This window comes from Isoptericola sp. b515, from assembly GCF_030588125.1.
Lineage (GTDB): Bacteria > Actinomycetota > Actinomycetes > Actinomycetales > Cellulomonadaceae > Isoptericola > Isoptericola sediminis.
Genome location: NZ_JAUQYR010000001.1, coordinates 1 through 21,322 on the forward strand (window position 1 = coordinate 1; position 21,322 = coordinate 21,322).

Here is a 21,322-nt window from a genome sequence, read left to right on the forward strand (position 1 = left end):
ATCCAAAGGAACCAATGAAGGTTCAAAATTTGGCATTGACTATCAAGCACACTGTTGAGTTCTCAAACAACCGACACACACCATCCGAAAGCCGGAACCCTTCGTCCCGACCCCGTCCGGGGCAACCCTTCAACCTTACCCGAACCGATCCGCCCTGTCCAACTCGCTGCTGCGAATCAGTGAGCGACCTGCTCGAGGTCAGGCCCCTGCCTCGTCCGAGGGGCGCACGAAGCGCCCTGTCCGTTCGAGGAGAGTTTCAACCCCGGCGGCCACCTCGCGGTGTCCGTTCCCTGTCGGGCTGACGTGAAAGAACATTACACGTCCCCGGCAGCGAGTCCAAGCCCGTGCGGGGTGACCCGGCGCACAGTGACCGCCGACACCGTCGTCGCAGGTCGTGCAGGGTGGGCTGAGCCGCGGAACGAGGCCGTTCGCGCTAGGTTCGCACCGTGAGCGCACCACCCGTCGTCGTCCGTCCCGCCCGGGAGGAGGAGGCCGCCGAGGTCGCCTGGCTCGGGGCCCTGACCTTCCCCCTCGCCTGCCCGCCCGGGACCTCGGCCGTCACCATGGCCCACCACATCGCGCACCGGCTCACGCCCGAGACCTTCCGCAGCTGGATTAGGGCCGACGACTGCTCCCTCCTCGTCGCCGACGCCGGCGGACTCGTCGGCTACGCGCTGCTGCTGCGGGGCGAGCCGGAGGGCGTCGCCGAGCGCGAGGCGCTGCGGACGACCGTCGGCGCGGGACCGTACGTCGAGCTCTCGAAGATCTACGTCCACCCCGACCGGCTGGGTGACGGCACCGCCGGCACCCTGATGACCGGAGCCGTCGAGGGCGCCGGGGTCCTGGCACCGCACCGGCCGCTGTGGTTGGGGACCAACGGTGACAACGCCCGCGCCCAGGCCTTCTACCGCAAGCACGGGTTCGCCGTGATCGGCGCCCGCACCTATGACGTCGGGGGTGTGCAGCACGACGACGTGGTCATGCTGCACACCCCCGTGGAGTGAGCGGGTCGGCCTCAGTCCTTCGTGGAGAAGGCCGCGTCGAAGGCTGCGTCCGGCGGGTCGAACGCGAGCCGGCGCACGAACTCCAGTCCCTCGGGTGCCCCGACGAGGCGGTCCATGCCGGCGTCCTCCCACTCCACCGACAGCGGGCCGTCGTACCCGATGGCGTTGAGCATCCGGAAGGAGTCCTCCCACGGCACGTCGCCGTGGCCGGTGGAGATGAAGTCCCAGCCCCGCCGCGGGTCGGCCCACGCCAGGTGGGACGACAGCCGACCGTTGCGACCGTTCAGGCGCTTCTTCGTGTCCTTGCAGTGCGCGTGGTAGATGCGGTCCTGGAAGTCCCACAGGAAGCCCACGGGGTCGACGTCCTGCCAGACCATGTGGCTCGGGTCCCAGTTGAGGCCGAAGGACTCCCGGTGCCCGATCGCCTCGAGCGTCCGCTGCGTCGTCCAGTAGTCGTAGGCGATCTCGCTCGGGTGGACCTCGAGGGCGAAGCGGACGCCGACCTCCTCGAAGACGTCGAGGATCGGGTTCCAACGGTCGGCGAAGTCCTGGTACCCCGCCTCGACCATGTCGGCCGGGACCGGCGGGAACATCGCCACGGTCTTCCAGATGGAGGACCCGGTGAAGCCGACGACGGTCCGCACGCCGAGCTTCGCCGCCATGCGCGCGGTGTCCTTCATCGCCTCGGCCGCCCGCTGCCGGACGCCCTCCGGGTCGCCGTCGCCCCAGATCTCCGGCGCCAGGATCTCCTGGTGCCGCCGGTCGATCGGGTCGTCGCAGACCGCCTGGCCGGTCAGATGGTTCGAGATCGCCACGATCTGCAGCCCGTGCCGGGCCATCAGGTCCTGGCGCCCCTGGACGTAGTCGGCGTCGTCCCAGCGGGAGACGTCGAGGTGGTCACCCCAGCAGGCCAGCTCCAGGCCGTCGTACCCCCACTTCGCGGCGTGTCCGGCCACCTCCTCCAGGGGCAGGTCCGCCCACTGCCCGGTGAACAGGCTGATCGGTCGTGTCATGGTCGTTCCTCTCTCGTTCTCAGGCCAGCTCGATCCAACGGTGCTTGTCCGACGCGCTCCGCTCCACCGCATCGAGCACCCGTTGCACGGCGAGACCGTCCGCGAAGGACGGCGCGGGCGCCTGACCGGCTGCGAGCGCTCCCACCAGATCGACGACCTGATGGGTGAACGCGTGCTCGTAGCCGAGCCCGTGTCCCGGAGGCCACCAGGCCGCGACGAAGGGATGCTCGGCCTCGGTCACCACGATCCGTCGGAACCCGGCCGTCACCGCCGGTTCGGACGCGTCGTAGAAGTGCAGGACGTTCATGTCCTCGAAGTCGAACGCCAGCGACCCGGCGGACCCGTTGATCTCGATCCGGATCGCGTTCTTGCGCCCGACGGCGTACCGGGTCGCCTCGTAGCTCGCCATGGCGCCCCCGGACATCCGGCCGAAGAACACGGCCGCGTCGTCGACCGTCACCGGCCCCGTCTCGGTCCCGCCGGTCCCGGAGAGCCCGGAGAACTCGGTGGCCACGGGACGCTCGGGCACGAAGGTCTCGAGCATCCCGGCCACGCCCGTGATCCGCTCGCCGGTGATGAACTGGGTCAGGTCGACGACGTGGGCGCCGATGTCGCCCAGCGCGCCGGACCCCGCCTTGTCCTTGTCGAGCCGCCAGTTCAGCGGTGTCGAGGCGTCGGAGAGCCAGTCCTGCAGGTACTGCGCACGCACGTGGCGGATCTCGCCGATCCGCCCGTCGACGACGAGCTGCCGTGCGAGCTGGATGGCGGGGACACGCCGGTAGGTGAACCCCACCATCGCGTGCACCCCGCGGCGCGCGGCGCGGTCCGCGGCGGCCACCATCTGCTCCGCCTCGGCGACGGAGTTGGCCAGCGGCTTCTCGCACAGGACGTGCTTGCCGGCGTCGAGGGCCGCGACGGCGATCTCGGCGTGGGTGTTCCCGGGGGTGCAGATGTCGACGAGATCGATGTCGTCCCGCTCGAGCAGCCGGTGCCAGTCGGTCTCGGCGGACCCCCACCCGAGCCGGTCCGCGGCCGCGGTGACCTTCTCGCGGTTCCGTCCGGCGACCGCCGTCATCTCGGTGCGCAGCGGCAGGTCGAAGAAGCGGGGAGCGGTGCGCCAGGCGTGGGAGTGCGCCGCACCCATGAACGAGTAGCCGACCATGCCGACGCCCAGGCGGGCGCCGTCTGCTGCAGCCATTGGAGTGTCCTTTCATTCCTCGTGCGGCCCGGGCGCCCATGCGGGCGGACGAGCCGCGGTGGCGGGGCCCGCAGGCCCCGCCACCGTCGGGGTGCGGTCCGGTCAGGACTCGAACGCGTTGGGCAGGTACTGGTCGACGTTGTCCGCCGTCACGACCGGGGCGAAGAGCTGGACGGTGCGCGGCACGCTCGACGAGGCGAGGTCGCTCATGTCCTTCTCGTGCGCCACCAGGCGGGCCAGCTTGATGCCGTCGGCGGCCTGGGTCGCCGGGTAGATGACGGTCGCCTGGACGACGGAGTCGCCCTCCTGAATCTCGCGCATCATGTTGGCCGAGCCCGCACCGCCGACGACGAAGAACTCGTCACGACCGGCGTTCTCGATCGCCTGGAGGACGCCGACACCCTGGTCGTCGTCGTGGTTCCAGATGGCGTCGATCTCGGGGGCCGCCTGCAGCAGGCTCGAGGTGACCGACTCGCCGCCCTGGACGGTGAAGTCCGCCGCGACCTGGTTGTCGACGTCCAGCCCGCACTCGGACAGCGCGTCCTCGAAGCCCTGGCTGCGGTCCTGGGTCAGCGGCAGCGAGGCGATGCCCTGGATCTCGGCGACGACGGCGTCCGGCTGGTCGCCGAGCTGCTCGCAGATGTACTGGCCGGCCGAGACGCCCATGCCGTAGTTGTCGCCCAGCACCGTGGAGCGGGCGGCGAACGGGTCGGAGAACTCGCGGTCCACGTTGATGACCGGGATCCCGGCCTCCATGGCCTCGATCGCGACGTCGGTCAGCGCGGCGCCGTCGAACGGCAGGAGCACGATGGCGTCCACACCGTCGGCGATGAAGCCTTCGATCTGGCTGATCTGCACGTTGACGTCGTTCGTGCCCTCGGCGACACGGAGGTCGACGTCGTCGTAGTTCTCGGCCTCGGCCTCGGCGGCCGAGGTGATCGCGCCCATCCAGCCGTGGTCGGCGGCAGGGGCGGAGAAGCCGATGACGACCTCCTCGCCGGCCTCGTCGTTGTCGGAGACGGCCGTGGAGCCGCCGCCCTCCTCGGAGGACGCCTCGCTCTCCTCCTCGGCCGGTTCGTTGCTCACGCAGCCGGTCAGCAGGAGCGCCGAGGCGGCGAGGGCAGCGGGGATGCCGAGCATGCGCTGGCGGCGGTTCATACGTACGGACATGGGATCTTCCTCGATTCGGTCCGGATCGTGCTGGGTGGGTGTGGTGGTGTGTGCGGGGGTGGGGTCAGCTCGATCTCGAGGGTGCCGAGATCCGCTGCTGCAGCAGCACGGCGCCGACGATGATCGCGCCCTTGGCGATCTGCTGCACCGAGCTGTCGAGGTTGTTGATGATGAAGACGTTCGAGAGCGTCGCGAAGATGAGGACGCCGATGACGGTGCCGATGATCGTGCCGCGTCCCCCGGCCAGGAGCGTGCCGCCGACGACGACCGCGGCGATCACGTCGAGCTCGTAGAGCAGGCCGTTGGTCGACGAGCCGGCCCCGGTCCGGGCGAGCATCATCGTGCCGGCGATGCCGACGGTGAGACCGGAGAGCCCGTAGACGTACATGAGGTGACGCTTGACCTTGATGCCGGCCAGGCGCGCCGCCTCCGGGTTGCCGCCGACCGCGACGGTGCGGCGACCGAACGTCGTGCGGTTGAGCAGGAACCAGCCGGCGACGACGACGAGCGCGAAGATCCACACGATCTTCGGCACGCCCAGGAGGTTGCCCTCGAAGGTGTTCTCGAACGACGACGTCTGGACGAGCTGGGTACGACGGTTCGCGATGAGCTCGGCGAGCCCGCGGGCCGCGACGAGCATGGCGAGCGTCGCGATGAACGCGACGACGTTCCCGTAGGCGATGATCACGCCGTTGACCAGCCCGGCTCCGAGCCCGACGAGGAGCGCACAGCCGACCATGACGATCCAGCCGTACTGGCCGGCCAGGTCCTGCGTCGCCAGCGTCGTGGCCCACACCGTCGTCAGGCCGAGCACGGAACCGACCGACAGGTCGATGCCGCCCGTGGTGATGACGAAGGTCATGCCGATGGCCATCACCCCCGTCACGGACGCCAGGCTGAGGATGATCGTCAGGTTCGTCAGGCTCGCGAACCGTTCGCCGCCCGTCAGGAACCCGACGAGGCACAGCAGGAGGAGCGCGGCGACCAGCCCCAAGTTGCGGACGACGGTCCCCGAGAGGGCCCGGCGGCCGCCTGCTCGTGCGCTCGATGCTTCTGTCGTCGGACGTGACGACACCTTCTGCTCGCTCACGCGACACTTCCTTCCATGACCATGTCGAGCACCTGGTGCTCGTCGATCGACTCGGCGGGCCCTGAGTGCACGACCTGGCCCTCGGAGATCACGAGGACGCGGTCGGCCAGGCCCAGGACTTCGGGGATCTCGCTGGAGACGACGAGCACGGCGGTCCCGGCGTCGGCGAGGCGGCGGATCAGGGAGTAGATCTCCGACCGCGCGCCGACGTCGACGCCCCGGGTCGGCTCGTCGAGGAGAAGGACCTCGACGCCGTGCACCAGCCAGCGGGCGAGCATCGCCTTCTGCTGGTTGCCGCCCGACAGGGTGCGGATCGCCCGGTCGACGTCCGGCGGACGCAGGTCGAGCGCCGTGGCCTGCTCCTGGGCGGCCTTCTTCTCGGCACGTTCGTCGAGCCAGCCGCCGCGTGCCATGCCCGCGAACGTCGACAGGGTGATGTTCCGGTAGACCGGCTCGTCGAGCACGAGACCCTGGCTCTTGCGCTCCTCGGGAGCGAGCCCGATGCCGGCGGCGACCGCCCCGGACACCGAACCGCGGTGCAGCCTCTTCCCGTCGAGCGTGATCTTCCCGCCCGTCGCCCGACGTGCGCCGTAGATGGTCTCGAGGATCTCGGACCGCCCCGAGCCGACGAGGCCGGCCAGGCCGACGATCTCCCCGGCACGGATCGACAGGGAGACGTCGGAGAAGACCCCGGAGAGGGCCAGGTCGGTGACCTCGAGCCGGACCGGCGCCTCCTCGGGCACGCCGGGCCGGTCGGGGAACGCGTACTCCATCTCCCGGCCGGTCATGAGCTTGATGAGCTCGTCGGTCGGCGTGGTCGACACGTCCAGGTTCCGACCGACGGTGCGGCCGTCCTTGAGGACGGTGATGCGGTCGCCGATCCGCCGGATCTCCTCCAGGCGGTGCGAGATGTAGATGATGGCGATGCCCTGGCGGGTCAGCTCGTCGACGACCCGGAAGAGGTTGTCGACCTCGCCGGAGTCCAGGACGGCCGACGGCTCGTCCATGACGATGACGCGTGCGTCCCGCGAGAGCGCCCGTGCCATCGAGACGATCTGCTTGCCGGCGGCCGGCAGCTCCCCGACCTCCTGGTGCGGTGAGATCTCCGGGTGCCCCAGGCGGTCCATGAGCTGCCGGGTCCGCTGCGCCGCCGAGCGGCGACGCGTGAAACCGGCGGAGGCGAGCTCGTGCCCCAGGTAGATGTTCTCGGCGACGGTCAGGCCGTCGACCACGTCCAGCTCCTGGTACATCGTCGCCACGCCGTGCTCGAGCGCGGCGTCGGGGTGCGGGATGGCGATCTTCTCGCCGTCGAGCAGGATGGTGCCGGCCGTGGGCTGGTGGGCCCCGGCCAGGACCTTGATGAGCGTGGACTTCCCGGCGCCGTTCTGGCCGAGCAGGCAGTGGACCTCGCCGGGGAGGACGTCGAGGTCCACACCGTCGAGCGCCTTGGCACCCGGGAAGTGCTTGACGATCCCTTGCATCTGCAGCAGCGGCGCTGCGGGGTCTTCGGTGACCATGCGACGACTCTAGAGAGACTTCTGCTCGTCGTCAATCATAAGTTCCGAGACTTTCGGATCGTTACCTCGCTGTGATGCGAACTCCGTCGACACATGCGATGGGGAATGAAGGCGTGGTTCACTGTGCTCATGGAAGGGCTGGCGAAGTTTCCCCCGCGTCCCACGGGAGCCGGAGCGATGTTTCAGCTGTTCCGGGACGGTCGACCGCGCACCCGTGCGTCGCTGGTCGCCGCCACCGGGCAGTCGCGCTCCACCGTGGCCGGACGCATCGACGCGCTGCGTGCGATCGGGTTGCTCGCCCCCGCCGGCGAGGCGACGAGCACGGGTGGCCGGCCGCCGTCGACCTTCGCCTTCGACCCGACGTCGCGGATCGTCCTCGGCGTCGACCTCGGCGCCACGCACGCACGACTCGCGGTCACCGACCTCGCCGGAGAACCGATCGGCGTCCTCGAGGAACCGGTCTCCATCGCCGACGGGCCCGGGCACGTCCTGGACTGGGTCGCCGAGACGGGGTCCAAGGTCGTCGCCCAGGCCGGGAGGCGTCTCGACGAGCTCGCCGGGGTCGGCATCGGCCTCCCCGGCCCCGTCGACCACACCACGGGACGGCCCGTGAACCCGCCGATCATGCCCGGCTGGGACGGCACGGACGTCCCCACCGAGCTCCACGCGCGCCTCGGCGCCCCGGTCCAGGTGGACAACGACGTCAACATCATGGCCCTGGGCGAGCACCGGACCCTGTGCTCCGAGGTCGACGACCTGCTGTTCGTCAAGGTGGCGACCGGTATCGGTGCCGGCGTCATCATGGACGGCGAGCTGCGGCGCGGCGCCCAGGGTGCGGCGGGCGACCTCGGCCACATCACGGTGCCGCGCGCCTCGGACATCCCGTGCCGCTGCGGCAACACCGGATGTCTCGAGGCCGTCGCGGGCGGCGCCGCCATCGTCGCCGACCTGCGGGCACGCGGCGCCGACGTCAGCACCACCCGTGACGTCGTCGACCTCGTCCGCGCCGGCGACGTCGCGGCCGGGCAGGCCGTGCGCCAGGCGGGCCGCGACATCGGCAGCGTGCTGGCCGCCTCGGTGAGCCTGCTCAACCCCGCCCGCATCGTCATCGGCGGCATCCTGTCCGACGCCGGCGAGCACCTCATGGCCGGGATCCGCGAGATCGTCTACCAGCGCTCGCTGCCGCTGGCGACGCAGCACCTCCGGATCGCCACCACCGGTGCCGGTGCCCAGGCCGGCGTCGTCGGGGCCGCGTTCCTCGTCACCGAGCAGTACCTCGCGGCGCCGTCCGTCGACGCGCTCATCGCCCAGGAGGAGGCGTGAGCACGCGCAACGCCCTGGTCGTCCGGGGCGGGTGGGACGGCCACGACCCCGTCGGGACGACCGAGATCTTCATCCCGGTCCTCAAGGACGCCGGCTTCGAGGTCACCGTCGAGGAGTCGCTGGAGGTCTACGCCGACGAGGGTGTCATGGCCGGCAGCGACCTGATCGTCCAGTCGTGGACGATGGGCGACATCCTCGTCGAGGAGATGCACGGCCTCCGCGTCGCCGTCGAGAACGGCACCGGCCTCGCCGGCTGGCACGGCGGCCTCCTGGACGCGTTCCGCGGCGCCACCGACTTCCAGCACCTGGTCGGCGGCCAGTTCGTCGCCCACCCCGACGACGTGGTCGACCACGAGATCGCCGTCCACCCCGACCGTGCCGACCACCCGGTGGTCGCCGGCCTGCCCGCCCGCACGCGGCTGACCACCGAGCAGTACTGGGTGCAGCACGACACGGCGTGCGACGTGCTGATGACGACCACGCACACGTCCCGCCCCGGCACCCCGTGGCACGAGGACGTCACGGTTCCGGTGGCGTGGACCCGCTCCTGGGGACGGGGCAGGGTCTTCGCCTGCTCCGTCGGTCACACCGTGGCGGACGTCCAGGAACCGACGATTCACGAGGTCATCTCGCGCGGCCTGCTCTGGGCCGCGCGCAGCCCGCGCTGACCGGCCCGCGACGTCCGGACCTCGTCTCTCAGGCGCCGAGCGCCTCCGGGCCGCCGTCGAGCAGCACCGTGAACTGCGCCTCGTCGAGGATCGGGACCCCGAGCTGCTCGGCCTTGGTGGCCTTGGAACCGGCCTTCTCCCCCGCCACGACGTAGTCGGTGTTCTTCGACACGGACCCGGCGGCCTTGCCGCCCGCCGCGACGACGGCCTCCTTCGCGCCGTCCCGCGAGTAGTTCTCCAGCGACCCCGTGACGACGACGGTCAGCCCGGCGAGCGGTCCCGTCGGCCCCTCGGCGGCCTTCTCCGCCATCACCGCCGGGCCGGGGTGTCCCGGGGTCTCGAAGCGGACGCCCGCGCGGGCCCAGGTCTCGACGATCTCCCGGTGCCAGTCGACCTCGAACCAGGCCTGGACCTCGTCCGCGATGACCGGGCCGACACCCTCCACGGCGGCGAGCTCGTCACGGGACGCCGCACGGATCGCCTCGAGCGACCCGAACCAGTCCGCGAGCGCGCGGGCCGCGACCGGGCCGACGTGCCGGATGTTGAGCGAGACCAGGATCCGCCACAGGTCCTTGACCTTCGCCCTGTCGAGCTCGTCGAGGAGCTTGGTGGCCTGGGCGTTGGGCTCGTACAACGACTCCCCCGCCTCGACGGCTGCTCGTTCGTCGGCCTTGGACAGCTTGCGCTTCTTCTGGAACGGGCGCACCGCCTTGACCGTCTGGACCGAGCCGTCCGGCATCTCGAACTCGGCCGACTCCCCGCGCCCGTCCCACTCCTTCGGCAGGCCGGTCTCGGAGTCCCGCACCACGGCGCGGATCGGCGCCAGCTCGTCGAGCGTCAGGTCGAACAGCCGTGCCTCGGTGCGCAGTGGCGGCTCCTTCGGCTCGAGCGGTTGCGTCAGGGCGGCCGCGGTCACCTCGCCGAGCGCGTCGACGTCGAGCCCGCCGCGGGAGCCGATGTGCTCGACACGGCCCCGCACCTGGGCGGGGCAGGACTCGGCGTTCGGGCACCGGAGGTCGACGTCACCCTCCTTCATGGGCCGCAGCGGCGTCCCGCACTCGGGGCAGTCCGCCGGCATCACGAAGTCCTCGCGGGGATAGCCGTCGTCGGCGAGCGCCGTGACCGGGCCGAGGATCTCGGGGATGACGTCGCCCGCCTTGCGCAGCACGACCATGTCGCCGATGCGCACGCCCTTGGCCTTCACGACGTCCTGGTTGTGCAGGGTGGCCTGGCGCACCGTGGACCCGGCGACCAGGACGGGCTCCATGACGGCGTACGGCGTGGCGCGACCGGTCCGCCCGACGCCGACCTGGATCGCGAGGAGGCGCGTGTTCACCTCCTCGGGCGGGTACTTGTAGGCCGTCGCCCAGCGCGGCGCGCGGCTGGTGGCGCCCAGGAGGCGCTGGTCGGCCAGGGCGTCGACCTTGACCACGATGCCGTCCAGCTCGTGCTCGATGTCGTGGCGGTGCTCGCCGAAGTGGTCGATCATCTCGAGCACCGCGTCGACGCCCTCCACGACCCGGTTGTGGGGCGAGATCGGGATGCCCCACCGCGCGAAGAGGTCGTAGGCGTCCGAGAGGTTGGCCAGCTCCTCGTGCTGCCCTTCCGTCCACTGGAGCGCGCCGACACCGTGCGCGTACAGGCGCAACGCCTCGATGCGGGCGAGCCCCGCCTCGTGCTCGAGCCCGGTCTTCTTGTCCAGGAGCTGACGCAGCCCGCCGGCGGCGGCGTTGCGCGGGTTCGCGAACTGGGGGAAGCGGCGCAGCGCGGCCACGCGGGCGCGTTCCTCGTCGAACTCGCGGGTGGCCGCACGCTCCCGCGCCTCGGCGACCGCCCGGTCGCGCAGCTCGACCTGCAGCTCGTTGAGCCGCGCGAAGGACGCCGTCGGGATGAACACCTCCCCGCGGATCTCGACGACGTCCGGGTGCTCGTCACCGTCGAGCCGGTGCGGGATCTGCGCGATGCGCAGCGCGTTGGCGGTGATGTCCTCGCCCGTACGGCCGTCCCCGCGGGTGGCGGCACGGACCAGGCGCCCCTGCTCGTACAGCAGCGCGATGGCCAGGCCGTCGATCTTGACCTCCGACAGGTAGCCGACGGCGCCTCCGGGCACGTCGAGGTCGCGGGCGACCCGGGCGTCCCAGGCGCGCAGCTCGTCCGTGCTGAACACGTTGTCGAGCGACAGCATCGGCTCGAGGTGGTCGACGTTCGCGAACGCGGTCGAGGCCTGCCCGCCGACGCGCTGGGTCGGCGAGTCCGGCCGGCGCAGCGCCGGGTGGGCGGCCTCGAGCGCCTCCAGCTGGTGCATGCGCGCGTCGTACTCCGCGTCGGAGACCTTCGGCGCGTCGTGCTGGTAGTAGGCGGCCTGGTCCTCCTCGACGAGGGCGACGAGCTCGGCCCAGCGACGCTGGGCCGAGGCCTCGTCGAGCGCGGACGGGTCGAGGGTGGCGTCGGTGTCGGTCACGCCCCCATCTTGCCGTGGGACACCCACACCGCGCGTCCGCGGCTCAGAAGGACGCCGACCGGGGTCTGGTGGCCGACGCCGGCGGCGGGAGCGCACCCCCGCCGCCCGCGGCGTCGAAGGACGCCGACCGCCCGCGGTTGGCGGCCGCGGGCACGCCCCCGCCGCCGGCGCCTCCGCCCTGGGCCGCCTGGCCGCCCTGGCCGCCCGGCGCCGCGCCGCCGGCCGCCGGACCGCCGGCCCCGCCCTGGTTCCCGGCGTTGCCCGGGCCCGGATTGGGCCCGTTCGCGGCCCCGCCCTGCTGACCGCCCCCGGCCTGGGCACCGGCGGAGTCGGAGCTCTTGCCGATGTCCCACAGCGAGATGCCCTCGAGCTTGATCGACGGGCTGCGCAGCGAGCCGGAGGCCTTGAACCGCAGCAGGGTGAAGAACTTGTCCACCTTGTCGGAGGCGTCCTGCCACTTCTGCTGGCGGGCCTGGCCCGCGGCGTCGTAGCTGAGCAGGAGCTGCCCGAACCGGGCCGGCGACGGCCGGTTCGCCCGCGTGGTGTCGGAGACGGTGAACGTCCCCTGCTTGTTCTTCTCGAAGTTCTGGCCGGCGCTGACGGGTGCCCGCCCGTCGGAGTCGACGTACCGCAGCGGGTTCGCCGCCGCGTAGGTGTACGCCGAGAGCAGGCCGGGGTCCGCGACGACGGCGTCGGGGTCCTCGGTGAGCAGCGGCTCGGCGGACAGGAACCGCTGGTCCCGCCACGAGTACCACCGCTCGCCGAAGTTGACCGTCTTGTAGGTGCTGTCGTTCCACCCGCCGGCGAACAGGTACGGGGTGTCCTTGATCCGGCTCTGGCCGGCGACCCACTTCTGACCGGACGGCAGGTACTCCAGGTACTGGAAGACGCTGCCGACCTCGTCGGTCACCACTCGCAGGCTGCCCTGCAGGTCGGTGTGGAAGAACTGCACGTACAGGTCCTCGACCGGCGGGCACAGCCCGTCGCCGTCGGGGTCGGCGGCCCCGACGTCGCAGGCGCAGGCCTGGGTCTCGGGGTCGCACACGCAGTTCTCGTCCACCAGCGGGTCGCAGCCCGCGGGAGGCTGCGGCGCCGGGGCCGTGCGGTGGCTGGCGACCTTCGTCGTGCCGAGGTAGATCTCGGCGTACCGGTGACCGTCGTTCTCCAGGCGCCAGGCCTCGTTGACGAAGAAGTACGTGCCGCCCGGCCCTCGCTCGAGCACCAGGTTGCCGTCGGCGTCGTACCGGTAGGAGGTGTCGTTGCCGTCCTCGCCGATCTCGACCAGCCGGTCCTCGGCGTCCCACTCCATGCGGCGGTCCAGCTCGGAGGAGTCCGAGCTCGCGCAGGGCTCGGTCCACCCGGTCATGTTGCCGTTGACGTCGTGCTCGTAGCTACGGCCGCCCGCCTGGACCACCTGGTGCGGGTGGTCGGGGTCGAACTGCTGGTCCAGCCACGCGTACGTCGACTCGGGGTCCTGGTTGTCCGAGCCGCCGCCCGACCCGCTGTACGGGTCGCACTGCGGCTCGTCCGTCGACCCGGAGTCCGGCAACGAGCCGTCGCCCTTCTTCGAGTTCGTCTTCTGCTGCGAGCGCCCCGGACCCTTGCCCCCGCCCTTGCCGGTCGTGGACTCGGTCGCGGTCGCCTGCGTGACGTCGACGAGGTTGCCGTTCGGCGTCCGGTCCGCGGTGTACTCGTAGGTGCGGTCCTCCTGCCGGTCGACGTAGCGCCCCTCGGCCCCGGCCAGCCGGTAGTGCTGGTCGTAGGTGTAGGCCTGCTGGGCGGGCCCGGGCAGGTTGTTCGCCGGGATGTCGCCGAGCTCGTCGAGCGACCCGGCGGACCCGCCGTCGTAGAGCGCGTTGGCGACGTCGGTGACGTTGCCGACGACGTCGTAGGAGTACCGCAGCTCCTGCAGCTCGCGGGCGACCGAGGTCGTGCCGTCCCACTGCTCCTGCGCGGCGGCGTCCGTCGCGATCCCGGTGAGGAACCGGCGGTCCGGGTCGTAGTCCTTCTCCGTGGTGACCCCCGTGCCGGTGGTCACGGTGCGCACCTCGCCGAACTCGTCGTAGCCGGCGTGGGTGACGTAGACGATCTCCCGGTCCGGACGCGGTACGGGGTCGCCCTCGACGGTGTAGGCGTCGTGCTGCGGCGCCAGGGACCACAGCCCGGAGACCTGGCCGCCCAGGTCGTACTCGTGGTGCAGCACCTCGCCGGTGCCGCCGTCGTCACCCGGGTACGTGAGCGTCACGACGCGCTGCAGCGAGTCGTACTGCCACCGGGTGGCCCACGTGGGCTGCGGCTCGTCCTGGCCGATGCCGAACGGGTCGACGCCGCGGGTGACCGCCTCGGTGGAGACGTTGCCGTCCACGTCGTAGGCGTACTCGCGGGCCACCGCCGGCGTCGCCTCGCGGGCCACCCGGCCCTCGCTGTTGCCCGGTGCCCCGGCCCCCAGCTCGTCGCCGTAGGTGTACTCGACGTCGCCGGTGTCGTCCGGGTAGGTGATGCTGCGCAGCCGGTCGAAGTCGTAGGCGTGGACCACCGACGTGCCCTCGGCCCGGCGCACCTCGTCGACCGTCTCCGCGACGTCCCCGGCCGGGGTCCAGGCCCGTTCCAGGAGCCCGGAGTCGGGCGTCTCGACGGACGTGCCGAGGTCCAGCATGTCGTAGCCGTAGCGGCTCACCGCGCCGGCCGTGTCGGTCACCTTCGTCAGGCGGGCCAACGGGTCGTAGGCGTACGTGGTCAGCAGCGGCGTCGTCCCGGTCCGGGCGGACTCCACGATCCGCTCGTCGCCGATCCCGGCGGCCGGCAGGGCGTCCAGCAGCCCGTCCGTGGTGCCGCCGGTCGGCGCCGGGCTCTCCACCACGGCCAGCACCGCGCCGCGCACGTCGGAGAACCGCTGCACCTCCCGCTCCAGCGGGTCGGTGACGGTGACGCTCGCGACCTGGTGGCTCAGGTGCGGCGGCTCGGTGATGTCGTAGGCGCGCCGCTCGACGCTGCCGTCGGGCAGCACCACACGGGTGAGCCGGTCGAGCAGGTCGTACCGGCGCTGGGTCGGGTCCGTCACCGGCACGTGCGTGTCGGCCGGGTCCCCGGACGAGTTCCGGGTGTTGTAGGTCGTCAGGCCCGGCGGCAGGTCGCCGCCCCCGGGATACGTGGCCTCCTCGACGACCGGGTACCACTCGCGCACCTCGCGCCCCAGGGCGTCGAAGTCGACGGCGCCCTCGACGACCATCGCGGGCGTGTCGCCGAGCGCGACGACCTGCGCGTCCCGCTTGCGCTGGACGACGCGTGCCATGCCGTCGACGAACGCCGCGGTGTCGAGGGTGTCGGCCGCCGGGGTGCCGTCCGTGAGCACGGCGTCGTGGTGGCGTGCGGCCGCCCACGCGTGCCCGTCGGAGTTGAACCCGCCGTAGGCGTAGGTCACCGTCGCCGGGCCCGACCCGCTGCCGTCGCAGGCGAAGTCCCCGGACTCGCGGGGCGTGGCCACCGCGGCGATGCGCCCGAGCGCGTCGTAGCAGTACTCGGTGGTGTTGCCGTTCGCATCCGTCGTCGTCGCCGGCAGCCCGACCGTGTAGTCGTACGTCGCGGTCGAGGTCACCCCGTGCGAGTCCGTCACCTGGGCGATGTCGGTCACGCGGTGGTCGTCGTAGACGTAGTCCACGCAGTAGCGCTGCTCCTCCGCAGCGCGCGTGGCGGCGTCCACCTCGTCCTGCGGGGCGTCTGCCGCGGGGACGCAGCCCTCGAACACCGACTCCTCGGGCAGCGCCGGCGGCGTGCCGCCGCAGGCCGAGGAGTCGGTCTCGCCGGTGAGCACGTTCGCCGGGTACCGCACGGCGTCGTAGTTGCCGTACGGCTCGAACGCCATCTCGGTCACCGCGACGACGTCGTCGCCGCAGACGTCCTGGCCCTGCGTCTCCACGATCCGGATCGGCACGGCGTTGCCGCACAGGTCGAGGCTGCCGTCACGGTACTTCAGCACCTCACCCGAGTCGTCGGTGCCGGCGTGCACCGCCACGGTGGCGGGCACCTGCACCCACGAGCTGTCGTCGCCGCCGTAGCGCGGCGTGGTGCACGGCGGGTACGTCGTCACGGTCGTGGTGTCGTCACCCGTGGTGCCGGTCTCCGCGTGGTCGACGGCGGTGAGCGTGTTGCCCAGCCCGTCGTAGGTGAAGTCGGTCGTGCGGGCGTGCCCGTCGCCGTCGGCGTCGAACCGCGTGAACGTCTCGGACGTCAGCCGCGGGGCGAGGGCCAGGTCGAACAGCGCCGTGCGGGCCGGGTCCCCGACGTCGGGCACGACACCGGTGAACTCGTCGCCGTTGGCGGGCTCGCCGGCACCGGGCTCGCCGACCACGACGTGAGCCAGCTCCCACGTGGTGTCGGTCCGTTCCAGCAGCCGGTCGTCGCCCTCGGTGTCACCCGGTGCGAGCAGGTCGACACGTTCGGCCAGCCCGTCGTCGAACGGGGTGTCGTTGCGGTACGTCCAGCGGGTGATGCGCTGCAGACCAGGGTCGTAGGACGGGCCGTCGGCCGGGTCGGCGTCGACGTCGTACTCGCGCTGCTCGACCGCGTCGAACCCGAGCATCGTGCGGTGCAGGTGGTCGTAGGCGTCGCCGGAGTAGGAGAACTCCCGGCGCTGGACGTCGGTGCCGTCGCCGGGGCGCCCGTCGTCGTACTCCACCTCGCTCATGACCCACAGCGAGTTCGGCTGGACGATGCTGTTGCCGGTGCGCTCGTAGTCCACCCGGACAGCACCGCCGAGCGGGTTGTCGACCGCCTTGAGCAGGTTGGTGCGGCCGGCCTGGTTCAGCCGGACCTCGACGTGCTCGTCGGTCAGGCTCTCCACGACGTCGAGGTAGCCGTCGCCGTCCATGTCGGTCATGTCCACGACGGTCCGCGAGCGCTCGTAGCCACCGTGCACGCCGGGGTTGATGATGACGTAGCAGGCCACCAGGCAGATCGGGCCGACGGAGACGGTGAAGTCGAAGCCGCCGTTGACCGAGGTGCTGCGGGCCAGGTCGGCCCGGTTGTCGATGGTCAGGTCGCCGACGCCGAAGTCGGGCGACGGGTACGTGCCCAGCACCTTCGCGGTGCGGCCGTTGCCGTCCGCCGCGCCGAAGACGGTCTTCGGCGCGCTCTCGTTGCCGTCGGCGTAGACCATGCGGTCCAGCACCCCGTCGCCGTCGACGTCGATCCAGGAGGCCTCGGACAGGGTCCCGCCCTCGGCACCCCCGACGCCACCGCCGAACTCGTAGGCGTTGAGCTGGAAGCCGCCGGACAGCGCCCCCGACATGCTCTCGGAGGCCTCGAACACCCCGCCGGACCACTTCACCGGGTCGGCGTAGCCGTAGCCGGTGCCGAGCGCCACCTGCACACCGCTCTCGGACCAGGTCTCCACGAGGTCGGTCACGCCGTCCCCGTTGACGTCGTCGAGGTCGACGCTGACCTGGACGCCCTGACCGGTGCTGTCACCGTCGGGCAGGAGGTCGTCGACGCCCCCGTCGAGCCCGTCGGTGTTGTCGCCGAACGGGTTGGTCCACTGGCCCTGGATCGAGAAGCCCAGCCCGATGCTCATGCCCCGGGTCTTGTTCTTGGACGTCCCGTTCTGGGCCCCGACCGTCGGGCTGCCGGCGGAGGTCTTCGTCTGCTCGCTGCCCTCGATGGAGACGGGCGACCCGCCGAGACCGCCGCCGACGGAGACCGCCGTCGAGATCGTGTTCTCGACCTCGCTGCCGCTGTCCAGGCTGCCGCCGCGCGGACCGGTGTAGTCGGCGTCGCTGCCGGAGCGCACGTCGGGGAAGCCGTCGCCGTTGAGGTCCTGGAAGTCGGTGACCGTCCGGCCGCCGCCGATGGCCCCGCTGAGGCTGGCCGGCCCGAGACCGAGCGCGGCGTTGAAGTCCCCGTCGATGGTCAGCACGCGGGGTGCCGGGCGGGCGTCGTCGCTGCTGCCCGGGCTCGTCGAGCCGCCGGAGGTGCCGCCCGGGTCGACCACGGCGATCTCCTCGCCGACACGGGTCGAGCGGATACCGGTGGCCGTGACGAACAGCCCCTCCTCGGACGCCGCACGCCAGCGGTCGGCGGCGCCGCCGTCCGGACCGGGCAGCGGGAAGTAGGGCAGGGCCTTGTCGAACGAGTCCGCCACCTTGTCGGCCGACGACCCCAGGTCGCCGGGCTCGCCGGCGACCTCGGTCGCGTCCGGGGCGTCCGGGATCTCGGTGTCCTCGTCGAAGTCGTCGACGCCCTCCGGCTCCAGCTCGAAGTGGTCGCGCTGCAGCAGGGCGTCGCCGCGCGGCTCGTCGGGGTCGTCGCGGGGGATGTCGGGGTGGTCGGCGTCGTAGCCGGCGGCGGTCCACCCGCGGTTGCCGGAGGCGAAGACCGACTGGACGTCGGGGGCCACGAGCCGGGCGGTCAGGTCGCCGGCGCCCTTGTCGTCCTCGTCGTCGTCCGACGTCGCCACGACGCTCAGGCTGCCGTTCTCCAGCACGTGGGCCGCCATCGGGGCGTCGTGCAGGGAGACCTCGACCCAGTAGTCCTGGCCGGGCTCGGCGTCGAAGTCCAGGGTCGTCTCCCCCTCGACCCGGTACTCGGACGGCAGCACGAACGGCCCGTCGTCGTGGTTGTGCTCGACGGTGAACTCGTCGGACTTGGCCACCACGCCGACGATGCCGTGCTCGTCCTCGCTCTTGACCGTCACCACGGCGGGCGAGGACGCCCAGCCCTCGTCGTCGGGTTCCACCTCGAGGTAGTCCCAGATCCGGTCCGCCACGACGTCGACGTCGAGGGTGAAGGTCCCGGCCGCGTCCGGCGACCAGGGCAGGTACGGCCCCGTCACCTCGTCGGAGACGGAGAAGACCCGCACCGACGGGATGACGACGGGCCCGGTGGACGACGGCAGCACGGCGTCGGCCGGCAGGTCGTCCGGCGTGGCCTCGCCGTTCGGACCGGACTCGGCGACCGGGTCGGCGAGCTCGAGCTGGACGTCCAGCGCGAGCGACCGCGGGTCGACCGGGGAGTCCGAGGCGACCTCCAGCGCGAGCCAGTCGGGGTTGTCCACGACGCTGTCGCAGTCCTCGGCGTCGCCGTCGTCGAAGCAACCGGCGGGCTCGGCCACCTGACCGACCTCGGAGACGTCGAACGTGTAGGTCAGCTCCACCGACGTCGGGGCGACCTCGATGGGGTCCTCCCCGGGTGGTGCCTCGGGTTCGTCGCCGGGGGCCGGGCCGGCGCCCAGCAGCCCCTCGGCACCTCCGTCGGGGGTGAGGGTGACGACCGACGAGGTGCCCTCGGTCGAGCCGGCGTTGAGCCCGTGGCTCGCGACGACCTCGACGTCGTCGGTCAGCAGGCCGGTGCGCTCGAGGGTGACCGTCAGGGTCGCCTCCCCGGGGTTCGGCAGCAGGGTGCGGCCGCCGTCCCGCCCGAACGTCGTGAAGTCCTCGGCGGCGTCGTAGGAGAGGACGTCGCGTCCCTGGGCGTCCGGCAGCGGGTCGCTCGTCGGCACGCCCGACCCGACGGACGAGTACGTGACCGCCGGTGCCCACTCGACGAGGTCGTCGGTGCCGTTGTCGATGACGTGGGTGCGGAAGAAGATCTCGTCACCGGCGTCCACGGACACGGAGACGGCGTGGTCGACGCTCGGGCTCGCGCCGGTCAGCGTCTCGTCGAGCGGGCGCTTCGGCGTGGTGTCCAGGGTCTCGATCATCACCCGCACGCCGTCGCCGTCGTAGTTGCCGGCGTCGGCCAGGGTCGCGGTCCCGGTGACGTCGACGACGCCGTCGTAGGGCGCGACCCACCGCCGCACGGTGTCGTAGCGCGGCGCAGAGGCCTCGAGGAGCTCGTCGACCCCCTCCGGCTCGGCACTGGCGAGCTCCGAGGAGAAGCTGCCCATCGGCACCGCGGTGCCGGCGGAGGAGGCCACGAACTCGATGGAGCCGTCCGACTCGTCGTAGACGCTGAAGAACACCTGCCAGCCGCTCGACCCCTTCTTGATGAGGTCGGGACGGCCGTCGGCGTTGACGTCCGAGAAGTACCGGTCCGCCCAGTCGAACCCGAACGAGCCGCCGACCTGGATCGAGGCCACGGGGTAGAACTCGGCGTGCAGGTCCACGCCGAAGTCGGTGCCGGTACCGATCTTGGCCTCGTCGATCGTCATCGGCGCACCGAACCGGTCGGCGTGACCGGACAGGTCGTCACCGGGGCGCGACAGGTTGCGGGCGTACTTCACCGCGCCGTTCTCGACCCAGACACGGTCCGGCAGGCTGTCGCCGTCCATGTCCATGAACGTGGTGACGTCCTCGCTGTTGCCGCCCGAGAGGTTGAAGGAACCGCCGAACGAGCCGATCTTGCTGGGTGCGACCGGGTTGAACCCGATGTACGAGCCGCCCTCGGCACCGCCGCGGAACGAGGTGGCCAGCGCGCTGGAGGCCGACACGTTCGACCCCGTGCTCACCGAGGAGTCGGTGTCGGTGTCCCAGCGGACCGGGTCCCCGAACAGGTCGAACGCGTCCCCGTCGCGCGGGACGTCGTCGAACCACTTCATGCGGTGCCACGCCTCGACGACACCGTCACCGCCGAACTGGCCGACACGCTTGACCAGGCTCTTGTCGAAGGGACCGGTCTTGTACTCCAGCGCGTACCCGCCGAGCAGCTCGCCGAGGTTGCCCGCGTCGATCTCGCCCGGGCCGTCGTCGGTGCGTGCACCGGGGGCGTGGTAGCGCACCTGGATCTCGCGCAGCAGGTCCGCGGTGACCACGGGGGCGCCTCCGGAGGCGTCCACCAGCGGGTCGGGCCGGGCGTCCACGGAGCCGCCGGAGGCGACGGTGGTGCCGCCGACGTCGCCGTCGCGCAGGAAGTAGACGCTGTACGGCGGGTCGTCGACGACGCCCTCGGAGTCCGGCTCGACGTCGAACCCGGTGTAGGTGATCTCCCGCAAGTACATCTCGAGACCGGGGCCGCTCGAGGAGCTGCCGTAGCCGACGCCGGTGGCGGTGTCGTACTCGAACCGCATGACGTTGCCGGAGATGTCCTCGACGTAGGTCAGCGGCCAGTGGAAGGCGTTCCCGGCCGCGGTGGTCAGCACCTGTCCCTGGCCGTCCGGGTCGCCGCCGTACCAGCGGTCGTTGCCGTCCTTGTCGGTGACCTGCCACCAGTAGGCGCCGGGGGTGTCCCCGTGCCGGACGATGCGCTCGTACTCGGTCTCGACCTGCCGCACGAAGTCGGTGCGCGGCCCGGCCTCGCGCGCCCCGTAGTCGCCGCCGTCCCGGATGGAGTGCGGGAACAGCCGTGCGCCGTCCAGCGCGTAGGTCTCGGTCTCGACGTCGGCGGCGAACCGGGGTGCGCCGTAGGTCGGGTCGACCGCGATCGCCCCGGCGTCGAGGTCCCAGCCGAGGCCGAGCCAGCCGTTGCCGCCCGAGGAGTCGTAGGTCAGGTCGAGGTCCGGCTCGACGCCGGCGCGGCCGGGCGGCACGAGCACCGGGTAGGACATCTGCGCGGCGCCGGCGCTCGTGGGGTCGGGCGGCTCGACGAGGGACAGCGCCTCGGTCGGGTCCCCGTAGTCCAGCTCGGCGAGGTCGACGCCCCCGAGGTCGTCCGGCGACGTGCCGGGGACGTCGTCGAGCGTCCCGACGGCGGGGTCCGCGAGGGGCTCCGCGACGCCGGGTGCCGCGGTGAGGGTCACCACCAGGGCGGCCGAGGCCGCCATCGCGGTGGCCGTGGTCCATCGTCGTGCCGCCGTGCGTCGCTCGCGCCGTGCAGGTCCTGCGGCCATGGGAGTCCCCTCTCGCACGGCCGAACGCCCGCCCGACCTCTCTCGAGACTACGGATGTGATCTGCGCCACGGTCGGGCGGGACGGCCCCTCGCGCAGATCTCACCCGGGTGAAGCCGGCCC

At 71.9% G+C, this 21,322-nt stretch carries 10 protein-coding genes; 3 read left to right on the top strand and 7 right to left on the bottom strand.

All coding sequences use genetic code 11. The features are described from left to right. Positions 1-446: 446 nt before the first annotated feature. Positions 447-1,004 (top strand): GNAT family N-acetyltransferase, encoded by a 558-nt coding sequence (locus Q6350_RS00005; protein WP_304606868.1) that lies wholly within the window; start codon positions 447-449, stop codon positions 1,002-1,004. Between the two features lie 11 nt (positions 1,005-1,015). Here Q6350_RS00005 and Q6350_RS00010 read toward each other — a convergent pair whose 3' ends face one another. The 5 genes from Q6350_RS00010 to Q6350_RS00030 all read right to left on the bottom strand — a co-directional run bounded on the left by Q6350_RS00010 (position 1,016) and on the right by Q6350_RS00030 (position 6,992). After that, positions 1,016-2,017 carry a sugar phosphate isomerase/epimerase gene (locus tag Q6350_RS00010; RefSeq protein ID WP_171245565.1) on the bottom strand — a complete coding sequence of 334 codons (1,002 nt, stop codon included), beginning with the start codon at positions 2,015-2,017 and terminating at the stop codon, positions 1,016-1,018. 19 nt (positions 2,018-2,036) lie between these two features. After that, on the bottom strand, positions 2,037-3,215 hold the full coding sequence (locus tag Q6350_RS00015; RefSeq protein ID WP_304602348.1) for a Gfo/Idh/MocA family protein: 1,179 nt from the start codon (positions 3,213-3,215) through the stop codon (positions 2,037-2,039). A 102-nt stretch (positions 3,216-3,317) separates the two neighbouring features. Beyond that, positions 3,318-4,385: a substrate-binding domain-containing protein gene (locus tag Q6350_RS00020; protein ID WP_304606867.1), complete on the bottom strand. Its 1,068-nt coding sequence runs from the start codon at positions 4,383-4,385 to the stop codon at positions 3,318-3,320. A gap of 64 nt (positions 4,386-4,449) precedes the next feature. Then, positions 4,450-5,475, bottom strand: a complete 1,026-nt coding sequence (locus Q6350_RS00025) for an ABC transporter permease (protein ID WP_304602350.1) — start codon at positions 5,473-5,475, stop codon at positions 4,450-4,452. Next, the gene (locus Q6350_RS00030; RefSeq protein WP_305064593.1) at positions 5,472-6,992 is read right to left on the bottom strand and encodes a sugar ABC transporter ATP-binding protein; all 1,521 of its coding nucleotides are present in this window, start codon (positions 6,990-6,992) and stop codon (positions 5,472-5,474) included. The genes Q6350_RS00025 and Q6350_RS00030 overlap by 4 nt, the downstream gene beginning before the upstream one ends. A gap of 177 nt (positions 6,993-7,169) precedes the next feature. On the opposite strand from Q6350_RS00030, the gene Q6350_RS00035 reads away from it, so the two are divergent. Together Q6350_RS00035 and Q6350_RS00040 are read left to right on the top strand one after the other, a co-directional pair. After that, on the top strand, positions 7,170-8,315 hold the full coding sequence (locus Q6350_RS00035) for an ROK family protein (RefSeq protein ID WP_304602352.1): 1,146 nt from the start codon (positions 7,170-7,172) through the stop codon (positions 8,313-8,315). Beyond that, entirely contained in the window at positions 8,312-8,983 is a 672-nt protein-coding gene (locus Q6350_RS00040; protein WP_304602353.1) for a ThuA domain-containing protein, read from the top strand. The genes Q6350_RS00035 and Q6350_RS00040 overlap by 4 nt, the downstream gene beginning before the upstream one ends. Before the next feature lie 28 nt (positions 8,984-9,011). Here Q6350_RS00040 and ligA read toward each other — a convergent pair whose 3' ends face one another. Continuing rightward, complete coding sequence (gene ligA, locus Q6350_RS00045) at positions 9,012-11,444, bottom strand: NAD-dependent DNA ligase LigA (RefSeq protein ID WP_304602354.1); 2,433 nt, start codon at positions 11,442-11,444, stop codon at positions 9,012-9,014. A 43-nt stretch (positions 11,445-11,487) separates the two neighbouring features. After that, a complete protein-coding gene (locus tag Q6350_RS00050) occupies positions 11,488-21,201 on the bottom strand; it encodes a SpvB/TcaC N-terminal domain-containing protein (RefSeq protein ID WP_305064596.1) in 9,714 nt (3,237 codons plus the stop codon). Positions 21,202-21,322: the final 121 nt, after the last annotated feature.